Origin of the sequence: Methanosarcina vacuolata Z-761, from assembly GCF_000969905.1 — an archaeon.
Lineage (GTDB): Archaea > Halobacteriota > Methanosarcinia > Methanosarcinales > Methanosarcinaceae > Methanosarcina > Methanosarcina vacuolata.
On the sequence record NZ_CP009520.1, the window covers coordinates 4066302 to 4080995 of the forward strand.

Below are 14694 nucleotides of genomic sequence, written 5' to 3' on the forward strand. Positions count from 1 at the left end.
TTCGTCAGTGAGATCTCTATTTACGTGTAAATATAGAATTCGTAATGTGCTGTTGTCCAAACAACAGCTTAAACAAAGAGACCAATTAGTCTCAAAAAACCATTTTTTAAAATTAAATATGCAGGCTGATGGAAACGCTGTCTTGTATCGGACTGACAACAATAAAGCATTATGGGCATCAAATACATCAATGAAACCAGTTAATCGAATTGTCATGAAAGAGGACGGGAATCTGAAGGCTTGCGATCCTGCTGACAATGTTTACTGGGAATCTGGGACGCAAGGATGCCCTGACTCAAAATTAGTGCTTCAAGATGACGGTAATTTAGTTATCCTGGATAATTCGGGCCAGATAAGATGGATAACACATACTGAACAGGGATGGGATTTTAATGTTGTGGATTTGTTTAACTTCGATATTAAAGAGTTGTTTTACAATCTCAATGTATGGGAAAAGATACTTAATTTAATTTCTTTAGCAGGCTTTCTGTGGGACGATAAGCAGAATATATTCTACTCCAAAGTAGATCCATGGCAGGCAAACTTTGGGTACCTTAACCTTTACGATGAAGCATCACCATTGGCAGGAATGTTTATCCACTGCGAACCTATCCGCTTCAAAGCAGGAGGAAAGAGTTGGAAAATAGAGTTCTGGAAAGGGCGCTATGGAATTTTTATTGGAGCCGAGATTGGAGTGTATACAGGGGAATTCGAAATCGACACAGGCATAGAAGTAATCGACAGATCAATAAATAACCTGGATTCAGACAAAGACACGCGATGCGCGTGCGGTGAAGATGAAATGCTTCAGATGTCATTTGAATTATACGACAATAACGATTTACTTTTCAGTAGAAACAGCGACGATCCGGATACAGATATGATTGAGAAGCACTGGTGGTTAACAGGTTTTAAATTTCCGACGCCAGATACGGTTTCTGTCAGTTATAATGATCTCATCATGAACATAGAGATTGCATTTATGGATCAAGAGATGACGGATGGATTTATAAATGGCTTAGAAAGGTTAGGATACTCAAGGAACACAGATTTCTTTGTTTATGGCAATACAGTAAGAGTCACCTTTAAGAGACCTCGTTCAACGGCTCATCAGCCATTTTTACAACCCTAAACTTATGGTCGTCCATCATTATGCGGTTGATGTTTGCTTGATTACTTTTTCCAGTGCTGGAAATGCCTTATGTTTTGTGCATCAAGCATGCTATTAATCTTACTGAATTACAAAAATGGCTCTTCGTTGTTTTGTGTGGATATCCTCATAATATCACCATAAAAACCAATGCTGTCTTGAATTGAAAATCATCTTATCCCATAAAGAATGACAAAGAGGCCAAAAAATGTATGATGCGCAACTAAAAGTGTTTTGGAAATAACATCAACTACCAACTAATAATGCACGACCAAGAGATGCACGGGATTAAAAACCATGAGTACAGAAAATATGCGGGATATTCAAAATCTCAAAAAAAACTTCGCGGCTACCTTTTCGGCACCGTCTGTGCTGATGCTCTCGGTCGTCCTGTAGAACACCTGGCCCTTGAGCAAATAAAGGAGAAATACGGAGAAAACGGAATCCTTGAACTCCCACCCAATTCTCCCTGGACTGATGATACCCAGTTGATGCTTGTACTTGCCAGGGCTCTGCTTCGAGGAGCATAACTTGAACTTCCCAAACTTATGGATAAGATTGCAAAAGAGCTTGTCCTATGGCTGGACGAACCTGACCTGGGTGCAGGAGCAAACACAAAAGGCGCAGCCCTGAACCTGAGGGATGGTATTCACTGGAGCAAATCCAGACTAAATTCAAAAACATGCGGAAGCCTCATGCGGATTGGAATCCTTGGCTTTATCTTCCGGAACGATCCTGAAAAACTGATTAAAGCAGCTTCAATTTCCGGCAGAATTACTCACACCCATCCAACTGCAAATGCTGCCTCGGTTGCAGGAGCATACGCTGTAAAATTGGCTCTTGACGGGGTGGAACCCACGGAAATGTTTGAACCGCTTCTTGAGGGAACTCAGGGAATTTCTCAAGAATTTACTCAGGCACTGGAAAGTTCCTATAGAACGGCTTATAGCGATATTGGAAACGAAGACGGTTTGAAGAAACTCGGGCAAGGCTGGTATGCAGACGAAACTTTTGCCCTGGCATACTTTCTGCATATTGCGTTATCCGAACGATTACAAAAAAGTAATACAGACCGCAGTGAATATAACCGGAGATTCGGATTCGGTTGCAAGTGTGGCAGGAGGCATTCTTGGAGCCAGACTGGGGATTGAAGCAGTGCCTATTTCCTGGATTGAAGCGCTTAAGGAAAAAGAAATACTGGAGGAAATGGTGGGGCCTCTGCTTGAAAAATATTTTCAGCTTTCAGGAAGTAAATAATAGTCAGTTTTTATCCGATTGATGTTTTAAAATACCTGAATGTTAGCAGTTCCTTTAAAGTCCATCTTGAGTCCACAATTCCTGCCTCTCTTGCAGGTGTATTTTTACATTCAACCCCTCTTTCATCTTTGTACTTTAATCCTCCATGACCTCTACAGAAGTTAAAGTGGGTACAATATAACCTCATTTGATGCTCTAACCATTCTTTCGCTTTTGAAGACCCCATTGTTTTTCTTGAAAATTTGTTGTTATCCTGCCTAAAAGTCAGGTTTTGTGTTTCAAGTAAAGTTGTTGATATTTCGCTTTGTTCAATGTTTTTTCCAGAGAGAATCTTCTTCTCGACTTTCTTAAGTATCCCATTTATTCTTATTTTGACTATCTGTGCATCTGTGACAAAAAGAGGGGTTTTATCAGAAAGATGTTTTTTAACTGACTCAACTAACTTATCTGCAACGTACTGTTTTCTGGGTCCTATTGCAAACTCAAGTATTAGCCTACATTCCGATAACAGATGTCATCAATGTTAATATTTTTTATATGTAAACGTTCATTATATATTAACAAAGAGGAGGAACATGAACGTGAGTTTTTTGGAAAAAATGGACGTTTTCTGGTATCAATTAGGCAAAGGAATTAAATTATCAGTATATATATTTTTGATATTAGTTATAGTGTGGGAGTTGACTAAAATAATGCAAACCGTGCCATAGTTATAAACACTTGAGCTACAATCACACAGTTTCAAAAGAAATCCCCTATTGTTTAGCAAAGTTTCTATAGAGGGACAGTCAATAATTATTTAATAAATATTAAAAATTACCAGATTCGTTTGTTCGACTAGATTTAAGAGCTACTTTAATTGCGGTTATGAGAAATGTTAGAGAGTCAGTCAATTATAAATATAGCTAAGCAAAAATCAGTAAATTTGTGAGAAGGGGGAGTAATTTTACTTTAAAAAAAATCAGTTACGTATATTTATGGGGGAGTCAGGGCATAGTTATTCTTTATAAATATTTACAAATGTAAGTATGTTTTGTACAATTATAAAATATCAGCATGTAATTTAAGAGAGTTAACTGTGAATATATAAAAAATTATAGGAAAATATATATATAAGAAAAATATAAGAGAATTTGAGGGTGTATATTTTATAGCTTAATATATAGTGCTACATAAACAGCACACATTAGCAAAAGGGGGATGAATAATTCATACTCAGGTAAAGAAACTGGCCGCTCTGAAATGGTTACCAAAATAAGGGTACATACAGAGTTTTCAATCTCTAGCTTAGAGAAAATGCTGTATTAAGTTAACACTTTCAATATTTTGTCATAACTGAAGACAGATGAATAATCTTGTTATTCAGCGGACTTTAACCTGACAAACAACCTGGAAACACAGCAGGTTCTCTTGGTTATTTTTATGAACCTAAGATAAGGTAGGTAATCTTTCGCTGGCAGGACAGAATTCTCCGGCTGGGATTTATGAAAGTAAGAAGATCTGTACTTGTGAAAGTGAGGGAATGTCGTGAAAATTAATCCAAGAGTCATATATCTGTCAATAGTTTTTATATTTCTTATGATTATGATATCAAACGTAGCAGTAGCTGATGACCTAGAATCCGATAAGTTAACAAAAGTAGCGTCCAGTGTTACGTCCGACTCAAATCCGGTTTGGTCACCGGATGGGAAGGAAATTTTGTTCTCACGGGAATACGGACTTTATAAAGTGTTTTCAGATGGCACAGGAGAAAAGAAACTCACCTCTACAATGGGAAAGAATTTTACATCCGATTACGCTTGGTCTCCAGATGGATATAAAATTTCATATATTGAAAACAGATATGATGACGCTGCGGGACCCAGGAGTGATTTATGGATAATGAATTCAGACGGGACAAAAAAAATCCAATTGCTTGATACCATTTGGTACAGATATTATTACATATACACCTGGTTCCCTACAGGTTCAAAAATACTCTACTCTGAGATTTATGAAGAGATTGGGGGCTCCTATTGGGAAATGGATTCTGATGGATCTGATAAACATAACCTTGGGAACATGGGTATTGCTGACAGTATCGCCCTGTCTCCCGATGCGTCAAAAATAGCAATTTGTGCACATGGACCAGCTGACATAGACTACTATATTGACATTGGAAAAGTAGGTAAAGATTTGACCAGCTTCCGGCCGGGATTAATTAGTCATCAAACTCAGTCCAAACAGTCACAGATATGGTCCCCAGATGGTTCAAAAATAGTATACTATGCCGGGAAAAATGAGTCATATTATGAAGACGAAAACTCGGAAATATATACTATGAAAGCTGACGGCACCGGAAAAACTCAACTCACATCAGATTTGGCAAATGATAATTCCCCTATGTTTTCACCTGATGGAAGTAAAATTGTGTATGTGTCAGATAAAGCCGGAAGTAAAGATATATGGGTTATGAATGCTGATGGAAAAAACAAAGTGCAGTTAACGTCAAATTCAGCGTCGGATTCATTTCCGGTATGGAGCCCAGACGGCAAAAAAATTGCTTTTTGGTCTGATAGGGAAGGAAACAACGGTATATATATTCTGACTCTAAAAACCGAAAACCCACCTGTTGCTGCTTTCTTTGCATCCCAAACTTCAGGAAACCCTCCTCTGAAAGTCAGTTTTACGGATCAGAGTACAGGCACACCAATTTCATGGAAATGGAGTTTTGGAGATGGAAATGTTTCAACACTCCAAAACACTGTACACGTATATAATAAAGAAGGAAAATATACGGTCAGCTTAACAGTAAAGAATGAAGCTGGAACAAACACGAAAACAATAAAGAACTATATAACTGTAAAAACAGTTTATTTAAAACCGATTACTGCGTTTTCAGCCTCTCCAAATTCAGGAAAAGTCCCGTTGACTGTAAGATTTACTGACAAAAGTATAGGATCGCCTACTTCATGGAAATGGAGTTTTGGAGACGGAAAAACTTCAACAGCCCAGAATCCAGAACATCAGTATTTACAGGAAGGAAAATATAAAGTTACACTTACAGTAACCAACGCTGCAGGCAGCAGTACTATAACGAAGACAAATTACATAACAGTGACAACAAATACAAGACCTGGAATATTCTGAAAGCAAATAAACGCTTAAATTGAAAAAGTCAAGTAAAGGGTAGTGGAGAAATTATTAATGGCTCTTCGTCATTTCCTATGGATAAGATGACTTTCAATTCAAGATCGCATTGGTTTTTATAAACACATTGTGAAAATATCCACACATAAAAACAAGAGCCATTTTGAGTTTTTGTATTGAAAAGCATTTTTTCCAGGCTTTGATACGACTAAATATTCACATTCTTGTATCCTCTTCAAATTCAATGGAGAATTTTCCAACTCGAAAAGTGTGCAACAATTTTTATACATTTATAAAGTTGAATGCATCGCATGACGTTGTTTTTCAGACTTGGATAAATTCTTAAATTTTCAGTAAATACATAAAATTTACTTTTACTTATACAATTTGGGAGGATACTAATTCTTCTATTTTTAAGAATATTCCGATATTAAAATAAATACCAGACCTTTTAAACTCAGAAGTATTTTATAATTGGACACCGATCTCTATAAGGGTCTTATGTTCTGTAATAAAGTTTAACACCTGCATATCAACCACAAAAATATAGTTACTCAACAGGTATTTACTTTAATTCTCTGGGATGAAAAGTCTGAAAACCCAGGTAATTTTGTTACAGAAAGTTATACCCATTAATAATGAAAGAATAACTTTGAAAAGGAGTGTGAATAGGTGGAAAAAAAAAGCCAGAAGCCCTTAAGAAACACGGTTTCTGAACTGTTATGTGTAATCTGCACATTATTTTTATTAGTATCTCTGTTTTCATTTAACGCTTTAGCTGAAGACTCAAATGATAAGATCTCAGCGAGTTTATCTTCTAAACTTGCTGAAACTTCAGCGACGGAAAAAGTCCCAGTAATTATAATGCTACCAGATCAGCAGATCTCATTTACTGCTGCTGGAAAAGAGAAAATCGAGAGTAAACAGAAAGATCTCATAACGTTTCTCGAGACTGAGAAATCCAAAAACAATGTAAAAGATATAAAACCCATGTCAATTATTAATGCTGTAGCAGCCAGTGTAACCCCTGACGTTTTAGCGTCTCTTACCGAAAGATCCGATGTTTCAACTGTCGAGCTTGATGCAATTTACTCCATAGGACAATCCGAAACTTCCTCTGTAGAAACAGAGGCATCGACTGCCCAGGAGAGTACGGCATGGGGAGTTGACAAAATTGGAGCGCCTGCTGTCTGGCAGCAGGGTATAACTGGGAAAGGAATAACTGTTGCTGTCGTGGATACGGGAGTCGATGCGACACACCCCGATCTTGATGACCTTGACGACAACCCCAGTACAACCGATCCGAAAGTTATCGGTTGGGTCGACTATGTAAACTCAGAGTCGTCTCCTTATGACGATCACGGGCATGGCACTCACGTATCAGGAACTATTTCAGGAACCGGAGCTAATGGCATACAAACCGGAGTTGCACCAGGCACAAATTTGATTGTAGCAAAAGTATTCGATGCAAGCGGTTCTGGATATTTATCTGACTGTATTCTTGGCTTTGAGTGGGCGGTTACTAATAATGCCCGTATTATAAGTTTCAGTGGTGGATCATCAGTACATAGCACGGCATTTGCAGATACAATAAACAATGTTGTAGCAGCAGGTGTAATTCCTGTTGTAGCGGCTGGCAACAGCGGACCTGCATCTAGCACAATTAATTGCCCTGGTGATGAACTCAATTCATGCACTGTCGGTGCAACAGATTCCTCCGATGTAATAGCGTATTTCAGCAGTAGGGGTCCCGTTACTCTTGATGACCAGACATACATTAAACCTGATGTATCTGCACCCGGTGTAGATGTCACTTCAACACTTCCAGGCGGCGGATATGCGGACTGGTCTGGAACTTCCATGGCAACACCACACGTTTCCGGTACTGCAGCATTAATTCTGGAAGAGAACCCAACTATGAAGCCGGCTGCTGTAAAGGAGAAGTTAGAAGATACATCAGTAGACCTTGGATCATCAGGAAAGGATAACAATTATGGTTCAGGCCGGATCAATGCATATGATGCGGTATTTGGCGGAATGCCTGTAGCAAGCTTTACTGCGAAGCCTACCTCAGGAAAAGTCCCATTGACAGTTGCCTTTACTGACACCAGCACAGGAACACCTACCAAATGGAAATGGACCTTTGGAGACGGAAAAACTTCAACAGCCCAGAATCCAAAGTATAAATATTCCAAAATAGGTAACTATACTGTGACTCTAACAGCAACAAATACTGCAGGCAGTAACACGGTAACAAAAACAGATTACATAGTAGTAGTCTCAAAACCCACTGCTTCGTTCTCTGCATCCCCTACCTCAGGAAAAGCAACATTAACAGTTAAATTTACAGATAAGAGTTCCGGAAACCCCACTTCATACAAATGGAGTTTTGGAGATGGAGCAATTTCAAGAGAAAAGAATCCAACCCATCAGTATTCACAGGCAGGAAACTATAAGATTACACTTACAGTAAGCAATGCAGCAGGCAGCAGTACTATATCGAAGACAAATTTCATAAAAGTGACAACAAACACAAGACCGGGAATATACGCCGAAAGTCAGTAAACCATTATAAACTCTTTAATTGAAAAAGAGAAAAAATAATGGATAAAGGGAGTGGGGAAATTATTTTATCAAATCTGACAACAAGATTATCTTATCTTGTATAACCAATTTGAAAACTGACTTTCTCTTTTGCGATTTTGAGAAACCTATCTTATTATCTGGTTTTTAGTTGTCCGTGAGCTATTGATTTAATTGGAAAAACAGGGCATATTCTTCATATTATGAAAAACATAGATTGATGCTTACACATTTTAGACTTTTACAATTATATTAGTACACTTACGGTTTCAATAACTCACTCTCGCAAACTAATTCACATATTAAGTTTAGTGTAGCATCAATTTTCAAGGATTCAATGCTTACAAATAATTGCAATTGATTTGAAACGACATTTTACTGTTTACGCAACACCAGGATGTTTCGGATTTTCGTACTATAGACTTTCATTATGCCTAAACCCTGCCCTGTACAACCTAAGCCTGTACAGCCAAAGAATCTTCTAAGAAAATTTGTTGATCACCGAACCTGATAAGATCACCTATGTCGGACTACACAATTTGAAAGCCCGATTATCTCCACGATATCGCTGTTGTCTGGAGAATGAATTATCATCTGTCCTTTCTTAAGATAGGGAATTCTCCGCTCGTATTCTTTCGGAACTTTTAGAGATGTAATAGCTGCGTCATTGTTGAGGTTAAGGATCAGTTTCGTATTAATCTGCTTGAAAACCGTATCATCGATGTCCTGAGGGTCCTGGGTTATCAAGAAAAGGCCTAGTCCTTCTTTTCGGCCCTGGCGGGCTGCATCTGCAAAGCGTGAAATAATAAGGCGAGAATGTTCCCCATTTGCATTTGAGAGATATCGATGAGCCTCATCCAGTGCAAGAATGATTGGAGTTTCTTTAATAGCTTCCTTTCCCGTTGTACTTAATTTGTTGTCCACGATCAGGCTCATGATTGTGAGTACTATAAGGTCACGGATTCTCGGAGCACTTATATATTCAGTCGGGAAAACCGAAATCTGCCCTGGTTTGAAGATCTTATCCACAAGGTCAGTAATTGAAGTCGCATCCCGGTCAAAAACCTTCGAGAAGAAGTGACTTCTTACTCTTCTTACAATCCCATCGTATGAGGACTCGTGAAGCTTCCCGCTGTCAACATAGTAGGAACGGGTACCTTCATTATCAACATGGTTGATGAAATTCAGGTAAGTATGGGGTACACTTGACTTGAAGAAATCTCCAAGAAGCACTTCAAGCCCGATATACTGGAGTTCTGACATTCCGGCTGCTGCAATAAGCCAGGAATTGTGTTCTACAAGCGAAAAAGGAATTGTAAACTCAATCTGCTCGGCTCTGGATTTATCTCCGGGATATCTTTGCCCATCGACTTTTGCCACGAAAGCCTTTGTAGAGAGTACCCGGCCATAGGTTACATTTTCGGATTCAAACCGGAATTTATCGTCCTCAGTGAGGTTTTCGTTATCCTCAAAAAGCTGGGAATACTCGTCCTGAGGGTCCATAATTACCAGGCAAGGATTTTTCCGCGCCTTGTCAGGAGAACCCCGCAGCCTGTACCTGTTGCTTTCATTCATAAACTGGCGGAGGATATTCTTAGAGAGGAAAGTTTTTCCTGTCCCTGTGCTCCCGCAAATAAGCATATGCCTGAAAATAAGGGGATCACCCATGGAATAGTCGTTTCTCAGGTAATATGCAACCGTTTCGGGCTCGGAATTGGTTTTTAAAAGCTCGCCCCCTACACTCAGGTGGCCGATAAAGATCCCGTTTTCGGGAATGTTAAGCCCTGTCTGGACTTCAAGCCTGTCAGTAACCGGCAGGATAGGAGTGTTAGGGTGAGGAATCCGGTCTGCCATCCGCCGAGTGAGTTTTCCTTCGGCTTTTCGGTAGAGAATACAGAGCGGATCAAGACAGGCAAGGAACTTGTAATCGTCTTCATTTACAGGGTTTCCACGGGCACTGAGCATGCGCCTTGAATGAATTTCAGTTGCATCGTCTACAACAAACTCCTGCCTGTACTGGAGTTTTCCCACCCTGGCAAAGAGTTTTTCTCCGTTTTCATAAGGCACAACAACGTATGTTCCCAGCCTTATCTCATCCCGTCGAGCTGATGTAATGTAGCCGGTAATTACAGCTCCTGAAGGGGTTAATTCAAGGGGCTCTATGCCTGTAGTGACAATCCCGAAAGCTTCTGAAACCGGAGAAACTTTCAGTACATTATCATCACATCCGGCAAAACCTTCAAAAGGATAATTTTCCTTTACGGATCTCCCGAGAACTTCGGATTCAAGAGAGAGATCTGAAATAGACAGAGAAGCAGTCTTAGATACAGGAGCAGTTCTGGGTAGAGAGGAAGATTCAAAAATTGCTTCGGCAGGGTCTGAAAAAATGTTGGATTTACTATCAGATTCAGTGCTGGGTTCAGTACCTTGTTCAATGCCAGATTTAATACCGGATTTAATGTCGGATTCAGTACCATGTTCAATGCCGAATTCAGTATCGTATTCAGTACCGGATTCAATACCGGATTTGGTTGGGATAAAATCGGGTACATCCTCCAGACAATCTTTCCTTAGATCCTCGGATAAGGGGATTTGAAGTATTTCCTCAGTATCAGGTGTGAGTATAGAGGTGACCTGATTAGAGGCGACCAGATCGGGAGCGTCTTCAATGGAATTTGCTGTTTTGCTTATATTCCTGTTTTCAGGATTTATTTCATCAAGATTTTCATTTCTTGGCTCAGCAAGACTTTCATTTCTTGGCTCAGCAGGAATTTCATTTCTTAGCTCAGCAAGATTTTCATTTCTTGACTCAGCAAGATTTTCATTTCTTGACTCAGCAAGACTTTCATTTCTTAGCTCAGCAGGGCTTTCCCTTGAACCTGCATTTTCTTCCGTTCCTGAATTGACAGGAGTTGACTCCTTTTTTGGTTTGTAAGAGTTAAAAGTAAAAATGTCGACATTTTCATATTTCATTCAATCTTACCCCACCGAGTGTCATTGTAAGTAGTATCGGGATTCATATTTTCAAAGAATTTATCAATCTCTTCCCTCTCTACTTTCCTGATTTTTGCCAGATGGTCTGCTTTTGTGAGGGTAAGAGGAAAACCATACAAAGAAAGGTCAAAGAGCACTTTTTTGGTCATTTGCATACGGAGAAAATCGTCTTTAACAAGCCCATATGGGGCTTCGACCTTGAAGACCACATCTTTGTAGGGTACATAAAGCATGAAAAAACAAAGAGCATAATCTTCAGGCGGGAAATCGTGCCTGAGTTTCTGCTGGAGAGGGTCTGCGGCTGCAAGGGGTGAAGTCCCGTTAAGCAATTTTTCGTAAAACCTGTTGGGCTGCAAAAACCAGTTCGTGTAAGTAATGTAATCATTTTTGGAGCCGTTGTGCTTGCCGTTCTTCCCGTTATTGTTCGAATTTCGTCCCCCGTGTCCTGAAGCTTTGTCAACTTTTTCCAGGGAGAGTAGATTCTTGAAAAACTGTGAATCCAGCATCCAGGGCAGATCGAGAGCGTTTCCTTTTTTCCGGACGCTGTCCATAATCTGCATGTCAATTGGATTTTTTACAAACCCAATTACAGGCTGCCTATTTTTCAGGAAATGATCCATAATATCGATGTAATTCTGGAGGATTTTTCGGGCGTCGGTGTTCTGCCGGACCCTTACGTCCTCGTCGTCCAGCACCATCCAGTACATTAGCTGTTTTGGATAAATCGGCCCGTCCATTATGAAAAAGCTCTCGGGCTTTATCCTGTCTTTCATGAAAAGAATATGTTCGGATTCTGCCAGGTACATGGCAAAACTGTGCACCATGTCAGAAGCTTTTCTTTTTAACTCATCAGGCGCGATTGTAACCAGTTTTGCCCTTCCAAACCCTTCATCGAAGGTTTCCCAGATTGCGCTACCCTGCATGGATACCCTCTGGGAAGAAGAATAAGCGGCGCATACGATTGTTCGGAATCTCTGAATATCAAGATTAGTAGGCGTTGAAGCCAGACCACAGTGGCAGAAATCTACAAAAAGCCCGCTGTCATAAGTCCTTGGGTTGGTACTTCCGCTGTCGCAGGCATAAGTAAGAGGATACGGGTCTTCACCCTGTGCCATCAGTTGAGTCCTTACAATTCCCCGAAAGAGCCTGTCTATAGCTTTAAGAATGACCTTCCCATCGAGACTCAGCTCCTCAAGCAGAGAATATATATCCGAAGCTGTTTTTACCTCCTCAGACTCAAACGAGCAGTCAATCTTTTTTGCAAGCTCCGAGATTTTATGCATATGCACGGGCTCAAGGGTCATGGATAAAAGATACTTTGAGGAGTCATATATATTTATTGAATGGAAAGGGGAAAAGAAGATTCTTTATTGGAAAATGAGTGATGGAATATACAACTTTTTTCCATGAGAATCTTCTCAAGTGATAGAGAAAGTTTAAGAAAGTCTAATCAATGTTTCCATTTAATTAATAAAAAATGTGTATATGGGACACAATGCCAAAGTCCAGTGATAACCATAAAATCAAAAATCACTAGATTTGAAAATGGTCACAATCCTTGAACGTTATCTATTGATTGATTCTGGAAGATCTTGAATATTTAGTTTGATTGAAGTCTGAATTCTTCCTGGAAATTAAGGATTTTAATCAAAAAATGCAAAAAGCACTAGATTTGGGAACTGAGTGGGATATAGTATTACTTTATTACAAAAAGTATGAGGTGGTCTTGTGACCGGTCTGGAAAATCCGTACTTAAGTGTCACTGTTGCTATTTCAGGCATCATCATTAGTATCATTGCTCTACATTACAATCGTAAACAAACTTTTGCTGCAGAAAAAAGCATAAATATCGCTCAGGAAGGCCTGAAAAATGGGCTTATTGAGCAGCTTCGTGGAGCTGTTGATCAGTTGGGAAATGAAAAATTAGAGATTCGCTTAGGTGGAATATATGCACTTGAGAGAATCTCAAATGAATCTGAAAAAGACTACTGGCCAATCATGGAAATATTAACTGCTTACGTCAGAGAAAATTCAAGTGCTGAAATAAGCGAAGTTCCAGAGGTAAGAAAGATTTCACCAGATATTCAAGCAATTCTCACAATCATTGGAAGACGTAAGTACTCCTTTCATAAAGGAGAGGACAAACGTTTAGAACTACAAGGAACTTGTCTTCAAAACGCCGACCTTATAGAGGCTCATCTTGAAGGGATTAACTTTGAAGGAGCTCACCTTGAAGGGACCAACTTTGAAGAAGCTCATCTTGAAGGAGCAAAACTTAAAAAGGCTTATATAGGAGAAGCAAAGTTTAAAAAGGCCCATCTTGAAAAAGCTAATCTAATAGAGGTTTATATGAAAAAAACTAGTCTTGTGGAGGTTCATCTTGAAGGAGCTCACCTTAATGAAGCTCATCTTGTTGAAGAGACTAACCTTATGAATGCTCATCTTGAAGGAGCTTACCTTATGAACGCTCATCTTGAAGGAACTACTCTTGGAAAAGCTCATCTTGAAGGAGCAAGACTTAGTGGAGCTCATCTTGAAGGAGCTTATCTTAATGAAGCTTATCTTGAAGGGGCTAACCTTATTAATGCTCATCTTGAAGGGGCTAATCTTATTAATGCTCATCTTGAAGAAGCTGATCTTTCAGGAACTCATTTAGAAGAAACTTACCTTAATGGAGCTAATCTTGAAAAAGCTTGCCTTATAGAGACTCATCTTGAAGGAGCAAAACTTTACGGAGTTAATCTTGAAGGAGCTTACCTTAATGAAGCAAATCTTAAAGGAGCTGAACTTAATGATGCTCATATTGATGGAGCTGACCTTAGAGGAACTCTGAACTTTACACTAGACCAACTTTCCAAAGTGAAAACACTCTATGGTGCAACATTAAGCGAAGATCTTTGCAGATTACTAGAAGAGAAATACCCAGAGAAATACCAGTCCCTTATTAAAAAATCGTATTAAAGCACATATCTTTCAACATACTAATTTTCATCATTTTTCAAAAATTTAATATATTTCACTTCCTATATTACTAGAAAATAGAATAGGAAATGAAATAACATGGCTACAAAACAGAAACCTGAGGAGAAGAAGCCTGCGGTCATGAGCTTAACATATGTCTTTAGGCCAGACCCTGTAACATCGGAACTTAGGGAACTAACGGCTGATGAATTCCAACAGCTCATTGATAAAGGAATTGATCCGAAGCATACCACTGCTGAAGAAGTTTATACTCTTTGTGGTTGGTGGCCTGCCATAGAAACGATTTATTATGTAAAAGGGCAAGAAAATTTTATCACTGAGTTGTATTTAAACTGGACATCTGCCTACGAGACTGATAAATAAGTTGAACATGCCTGTTATTCGAAGAATTTCATATGCATTTAGTTCTTGAACAGTATTTTTTCCTTCTGGCTTTAAAAAGTTAAATCTAAAAAAATTCCCATTTTCAATGGAATTTCTTAAAATTAGTTTTTCAGATTTGGCGTTTTACCTGGAATTCCCCTTATTCCCCTCCAACGTGCTTCAAATTATGGACCGAGGATTCTGCTGAGCTAGATCCTCCCCGGAAATCATATTTT

General features: G+C 39.2%; 8 protein-coding genes and 3 pseudogenes. 8 read left to right on the top strand and 3 right to left on the bottom strand.

Annotated features, from left to right (window positions below):
- Positions 1-190 precede the first annotated feature (190 nt).
- From MSVAZ_RS19050 to MSVAZ_RS21440, 4 genes and pseudogenes are all read left to right on the top strand, one after another.
- Entirely contained in the window at positions 191-1132 is a 942-nt protein-coding gene (locus MSVAZ_RS19050; RefSeq protein WP_232316141.1) for a DUF4474 domain-containing protein, read from the top strand.
- A 296-nt stretch (positions 1133-1428) separates the two neighbouring features.
- Positions 1429-2100 (top strand): annotated as a pseudogene (locus MSVAZ_RS16710) (ADP-ribosylglycohydrolase family protein); the annotation flags it as partial.
- A 46-nt stretch (positions 2101-2146) separates the two neighbouring features.
- Positions 2147-2251, top strand: a pseudogene (locus MSVAZ_RS21630) (ADP-ribosylglycohydrolase family protein); the annotation flags it as partial.
- 12 nt (positions 2252-2263) lie between these two features.
- Positions 2264-2407, top strand: coding sequence for a hypothetical protein (locus tag MSVAZ_RS21440; protein WP_232316315.1), 144 nt, complete (start codon positions 2264-2266; stop codon positions 2405-2407).
- A 10-nt stretch (positions 2408-2417) separates the two neighbouring features.
- Here MSVAZ_RS21440 and MSVAZ_RS16715 read toward each other — a convergent pair.
- Positions 2418-2906 (bottom strand): annotated as a pseudogene (locus MSVAZ_RS16715) (IS1 family transposase); the annotation flags it as partial.
- 1079 nt (positions 2907-3985) lie between these two features.
- Between MSVAZ_RS16715 and MSVAZ_RS16720 the strand changes: the two are divergent.
- Together MSVAZ_RS16720 and MSVAZ_RS21445 are read left to right on the top strand one after the other, a co-directional pair.
- On the top strand, positions 3986-5536 hold the full coding sequence (locus MSVAZ_RS16720; RefSeq protein ID WP_157206120.1) for a PKD domain-containing protein: 1551 nt from the start codon (positions 3986-3988) through the stop codon (positions 5534-5536).
- A 672-nt stretch (positions 5537-6208) separates the two neighbouring features.
- Entirely contained in the window at positions 6209-8101 is a 1893-nt protein-coding gene (locus MSVAZ_RS21445) for a S8 family serine peptidase (RefSeq protein WP_052728022.1), read from the top strand.
- Positions 8102-8635: 534 nt separating this feature from the next.
- Here the strand turns inward: MSVAZ_RS21445 and MSVAZ_RS16730 are convergent.
- Together MSVAZ_RS16730 and MSVAZ_RS16735 are read right to left on the bottom strand one after the other, a co-directional pair.
- A complete protein-coding gene (locus MSVAZ_RS16730; RefSeq protein ID WP_394297492.1) occupies positions 8636-10423 on the bottom strand; it encodes an ATP-binding protein in 1788 nt (595 codons plus the stop codon).
- A gap of 665 nt (positions 10424-11088) precedes the next feature.
- Positions 11089-12417 (bottom strand): DNA double-strand break repair nuclease NurA, encoded by a 1329-nt coding sequence (locus MSVAZ_RS16735; protein ID WP_048122818.1) that lies wholly within the window; start codon positions 12415-12417, stop codon positions 11089-11091.
- A gap of 424 nt (positions 12418-12841) precedes the next feature.
- On the opposite strand from MSVAZ_RS16735, the gene MSVAZ_RS16740 reads away from it, so the two are divergent.
- Together MSVAZ_RS16740 and MSVAZ_RS16745 are read left to right on the top strand one after the other, a co-directional pair.
- Positions 12842-14074, top strand: coding sequence for a pentapeptide repeat-containing protein (locus MSVAZ_RS16740; RefSeq protein WP_052728023.1), 1233 nt, complete (start codon positions 12842-12844; stop codon positions 14072-14074).
- Positions 14075-14173: 99 nt separating this feature from the next.
- A complete protein-coding gene (locus tag MSVAZ_RS16745) occupies positions 14174-14458 on the top strand; it encodes a hypothetical protein (RefSeq protein WP_048122820.1) in 285 nt (94 codons plus the stop codon).
- The last annotated feature ends 236 nt before the right edge of the window (positions 14459-14694 follow it).

Excerpts from the sequence above, each read along its gene's own strand:
- MSVAZ_RS19050 (WP_232316141.1), top strand. The coding sequence starts at position 191 with ATGAAACCAGTTAATCGAATTGTCATGAAAGAGGACGGGAATCTGAAG.
- MSVAZ_RS16720 (WP_157206120.1), top strand. The coding sequence starts at position 3,986 with ATGATTATGATATCAAACGTAGCAGTAGCTGATGACCTAGAATCCGAT.
- MSVAZ_RS16735 (WP_048122818.1), bottom strand. The coding sequence starts at position 12,417 with ATGACCCTTGAGCCCGTGCATATGCATAAAATCTCGGAGCTTGCAAAA.
- MSVAZ_RS16745 (WP_048122820.1), top strand. The coding sequence starts at position 14,174 with ATGGCTACAAAACAGAAACCTGAGGAGAAGAAGCCTGCGGTCATGAGC.